General features: G+C 56.1%; 6 protein-coding genes. 4 read left to right on the top strand and 2 right to left on the bottom strand.

What is annotated here, in order from left to right:
- The coding region (locus TRM7557_RS19845; protein ID WP_131727534.1) for a primase-like DNA-binding domain-containing protein at positions 1 to 182 on the bottom strand (182 nt) is incomplete at its 3' end.
- Between the two features lie 71 nt (positions 183 to 253).
- Here TRM7557_RS19845 and TRM7557_RS20375 point away from each other — a divergent pair.
- Positions 254 to 385, top strand: a complete 132-nt coding sequence (locus TRM7557_RS20375) for a hypothetical protein (RefSeq protein WP_268873716.1) — start codon at positions 254 to 256, stop codon at positions 383 to 385.
- A gap of 59 nt (positions 386 to 444) precedes the next feature.
- On the top strand, positions 445 to 624 hold the full coding sequence (locus TRM7557_RS08175; protein ID WP_058289740.1) for a hypothetical protein: 180 nt from the start codon (positions 445 to 447) through the stop codon (positions 622 to 624).
- Here TRM7557_RS08175 and TRM7557_RS08170 read toward each other — a convergent pair.
- A complete protein-coding gene (locus TRM7557_RS08170; RefSeq protein WP_058289739.1) occupies positions 619 to 807 on the bottom strand; it encodes a hypothetical protein in 189 nt (62 codons plus the stop codon). The two genes, TRM7557_RS08175 and TRM7557_RS08170, sit on opposite strands and share 6 nt — an antisense overlap.
- Before the next feature lie 546 nt (positions 808 to 1,353).
- Here TRM7557_RS08170 and TRM7557_RS08165 point away from each other — a divergent pair.
- Both TRM7557_RS08165 and TRM7557_RS08160 read left to right on the top strand, forming a co-directional pair.
- Positions 1,354 to 1,974, top strand: a complete 621-nt coding sequence (locus tag TRM7557_RS08165; RefSeq protein ID WP_058289738.1) for a hypothetical protein — start codon at positions 1,354 to 1,356, stop codon at positions 1,972 to 1,974.
- Between the two features lie 184 nt (positions 1,975 to 2,158).
- On the top strand, positions 2,159 to 4,200 hold a 2,042-nt coding region (locus tag TRM7557_RS08160; RefSeq protein WP_207382646.1), incomplete at its 3' end, for a phage/plasmid primase, P4 family.

The raw sequence follows: 4,200 nt of genomic DNA, 5'->3' as shown, positions 1-4,200 counted from the left end.
CCCATGGCCTGGCACCAGCCACGGTACTCCTCGTACAGCTTGGAGGCCCCGAACTTAGCGTCCGTGTCGATCTCGCATTCCTGATCAACGAACTGGCTCACGCTGTCCATGCTGGTCTTATAGGCCGCGACTTGGTCCAGTACGATCTTGGGTGGGTTCAAGCCCTGCTTCTGCCACTCCATGCAACCCTTTACAGCCCAATTCAAAATACCCGGCAGTTCAGCCATCAGCTTACGCCCGAAAGGGGACGCCAGTGACCTCTCTAGCTGAGTTCCTGACCCGGCCCCTGCCGGGATCCCCCACACCCGGCTGGAAGTGCGTTGCGGGTGTCCTTCTGATCGCTCTGGCGGTCGTATGGATGTACATCCCGACCTCGGACGATTGACAAAAAGAAGAAACCCGCTCAGTACAATCTGAGCGGGTTTTTCTTTTAAGGACAGCACCATGGAATACATGAAGACCACATATCCCTCACTTTTCGGGTTGATCCACCTGATCCTGAAGACCCTCGACATGATCATCCTCTGGGTGCCGATCCTGTTCTTCCTCAGCATCCCGATTGCGATCATAGCGTTTCTGATCTTTTTCATCACGCAGACCACCCCGATACTGGATTACCTATAGGCCCGACATGGGGCTACGTTTGTAGGGCGTGTACATCTCCTCCAGCATCGCCTGATCCCGGGGATCGCCGGGGGCGAAAGCTGCGAACACGACGGTGCCGTTGGGGTCTACGGTCCAGACCAGCAGGTCCCAGACGCCCTCTGTGTCGCGGTAGTAGACCTCGGCACAGACTGTCGTTCTCATTATCAAGCAATCCTTTTTGATTCGGTGCTTGCGAGTCAAAAAAACCGCGTATCTACGCCAATTCCGCATGTCGGAGAGTGGTTCTGCTCGATCCGGGCCACTCCCATAACGACATACAAGAACGCCTACTTACGTTTCGCCGCCAAGTTCTCCAAGACCGAACCAAATCGGGAGACCTCTTCAAACGGTCTGCACAAATCCGCCTGGACTTTATGTTTCTTTGGCGCAGGTTTAACCCTGACTGGGGCTGGCGATGCTATGTATTGCGATCTGCAGCGTGTGTGGGCTAGGTCGCAATCAATGTAACCCGTAACATTGAAGGGAGAGAGGATTTATGGAGGACGTTGCGTAATTTTTATTGACACATCGCGCCACGTCGTTTATGGTTACTTCGCGGCCCAAGACATCGCTGTCGGACACCGCAACAATCCCATAACAAAATCGCCAAGCGTCCTAGATGGCTCGTCTGTCTTGCGCATCCGGTCGTGCAACAGCCGACGACGCCCTATTGGGAGCTTGGCATAAGTCCACCCCAAACGGAGTACCATGAACTACAAGACCCTTGATCCATCCGCACCTTCGCCGAGCCAACCAAAGCTGGAGGCGGAATTCGAGACCGAAACACCCGACATCAATTGGCTGCTGCCCCAAATCCTAGGATCCCCGGCGTATCGAGTGCGTTTGTCCGCAGCGGCGGCGGATCTGTTCTCGGAGCTGCAAGCTGACTCCGCTCTACAGGTCGCGGCAGGCCAGTCCATACAGATCCCAGACCATCTTGGCGTCGGCACAATGCCGTACGGCCACTTACCGTCCCTAAACAACGCCCGCGAAGAGCTGTGGATCCCAGCCCTCGAGCTGCTGCTCCACTCTCTTTCGCACGTGGCTTCCACCGCCAATACTGAAAATGATCATCTGCCCCCCATACCAGCGGACATCTATGTTCCCTACGGCACAGACGCACTGCGGTCGCTCCGGTCCAAGTCCAGTGTGAACGGCGAGGCCTTCAAGCAGGCCATTGCGTGCTTGGTGCATGTCGGATGGCTGGATCTGTTCCCGGCGCGGGACATGAGAAGCCCGTATATCCGCATCAAAACGCCGCTGTATGACTGGATGAATACGCGTGGCTTAGTCTTCGACGGCCACCCGAGTTTGGCTCTGCACTCGTAGACTGGAGTCAAAACCACGCGGCCCCTGAGTGTGCAGGCCACCCGCGAAATCAACTAACACACATGTGCCATCTCGCAGCCCCCGGCAATGCCGGGCCACCTGCACGGCAACTCGCCTTGATGCGCTTTCAACTCCGGCCGGATGGGTCGGGCGGCAATGCCGCATTGTGAAAGTTAGCCTAACAATGGACCTCACCAACACACTGAAAAAAATCTGCGAACAAGACGCGTTTATCGTACTTCACCCAGAATCCAAACAACCAACCAGAAAAGGATGGACAAACAATGGTCTACCACTTGATCAAGCCTTGCATCAGCCGGGCAACTTAGGACTACTGCTTGGCAGTTTGTCCGGTGTTCTCGACGTTGACCTAGACTGTGCAGAAGCGAAAGCTATTGCCGATATCATTCTACCGAAACCCATAGCGATCTTTGATCGCGGCACCAACGACAGCGGACACTATCTTTACCGCGCCTCGGACTGCGGCCCGCGCAAGTCATTCACGAAAGGGGGCAATGCGTCGACACTTGTCGAACTGCGCGGTGACGGAACCCAGACCATGATCCCCCCATCGGTCCACCCGAACGGCCAGCAACTCGGATTCACTCATTTTGCTGAGGACGCACAAGACATCAGCCACGCAACACTCGCGAGATCTGCAAGCCTCTTGGCGGCTGCCAGTGAGATCGCTCAATGCTGGACAAGTGGCCATCGTCACGACCTAGCCCTTGCGTTTACGGGTCTTTGCCTCAAACACGGTGTTGAAGCCGACCTGGTCGAGAAGATTGTCGAGCGTATCTGCGAGATCGCATCCGATGATGAAAAGGGAGACCGGATTGCCTGCGTGCAAACCGCCCGAGAAAAGCAGCCGGAGCAGCTAATTGGTTTCCAAGGCCTGATCAAGTGTATTGGTCGGGATGCAGCCCAGCGTGTATCTGACCGGGTGATCGCCTATGTCGATGTCGCCAGCACAACGGTGCCGGAGACCATCTCGCCCCAACAGGTCGACATTCTAAACTTCGCCCAGTTCGCGAATTCCTCACAGGCAACCGAAGCCAACCTCGCCGAGGTCTTCGGTCAGTGGCTGGAACAGCGAGCAGTCTATGCGGTTGAGGCCAAGCAATGGATGATCTGGAACGGTCACCACTGGGAGGCAGACGCTGCAGGCCAAATTCTCAAATTAGCGGTGGCATTTATTCGCGAGGCCAAGGATGCTCTGACACAATCAGGGCAGCATGAAGCAGCACGCAAGCTGTCTTCGTTTGAGAGCCTGAATAGGCTGGAGAACCTGAGCCGACTGGCTGCAACCGACCGGGCCGTATCCGTGGCTGCCTTCGACAACGATGACCTGCTTCTGGCGACCGGAACCCAATGGATAGATCTCCGGGGGCCGAAAGCATTTGATCCAGATCCCTCCTTGCTTGTGAGCAAGTCGCTGGCCGTGCATTTCGACCCTGAGGCTACTTGCCCGGCGTTTGAGGGGTTCTTGATGGACGTTTTCGAGGCCAACACGGATCTGATCGCCTACCTGCAGCGAGCCATTGGCTACAGCCTGACAGGGCGAACAGACGAACAATGCATGTTCATCTTGATCGGCGACGGAGCTAACGGGAAGTCGACCTTCACGAATGTCGTCAACCGGCTCTTGGGGGACTATGCCAAGGCTGCCGCATCGCAAACCCTGATTGCACGCGGTGGTAACTCAGTAGGAGACGATCTGGTTGATCTTGTGGGGGCTAGACTCATTTCGGTCAGTGAAACCGAGGAGGGCGAGGCTCTGGCGGAGGCCAAAATCAAACAGATGACCGGGGGCGACACACTTAAAGGACGCCCATTGTACGGCAAGTTCATCGAGTTCCAGATCCAGGGTAAAATCTTCCTAGCAACGAACAGCTTGCCAGCGATCAACAACACCGATCACGGGATCTGGCGGCGCATCCAAGCGATCCCATTCAATCGTACTTTCAAGGCAGAAGAGCAGGACCGTGACCTCGGGCGTAAGCTGATGGCTGAACTGCCGGGTATTTTGAATTGGGCTGTAAAGGGTTGCATGGAGTGGCAGAAGCAGGGCTTGAACCCACCCAAGATCGTACTGGACCAAGTCGCGGCCTATAAGACCAGCATGGACAGCGTGAGCCAGTTCGTTGATCAGGAATGCGAGATCGACACGGACGCTAAGTTCGGGGCCTCCAAGCTGTACGAGGAGTACCGTGGCTGGTGCCAGGC

The organism is Tritonibacter multivorans (genome assembly GCF_001458415.1).
Classification (GTDB): domain Bacteria; phylum Pseudomonadota; class Alphaproteobacteria; order Rhodobacterales; family Rhodobacteraceae; genus Epibacterium; species Epibacterium multivorans.
This window is presented reverse-complemented; position numbering and strand designations above follow the sequence as displayed.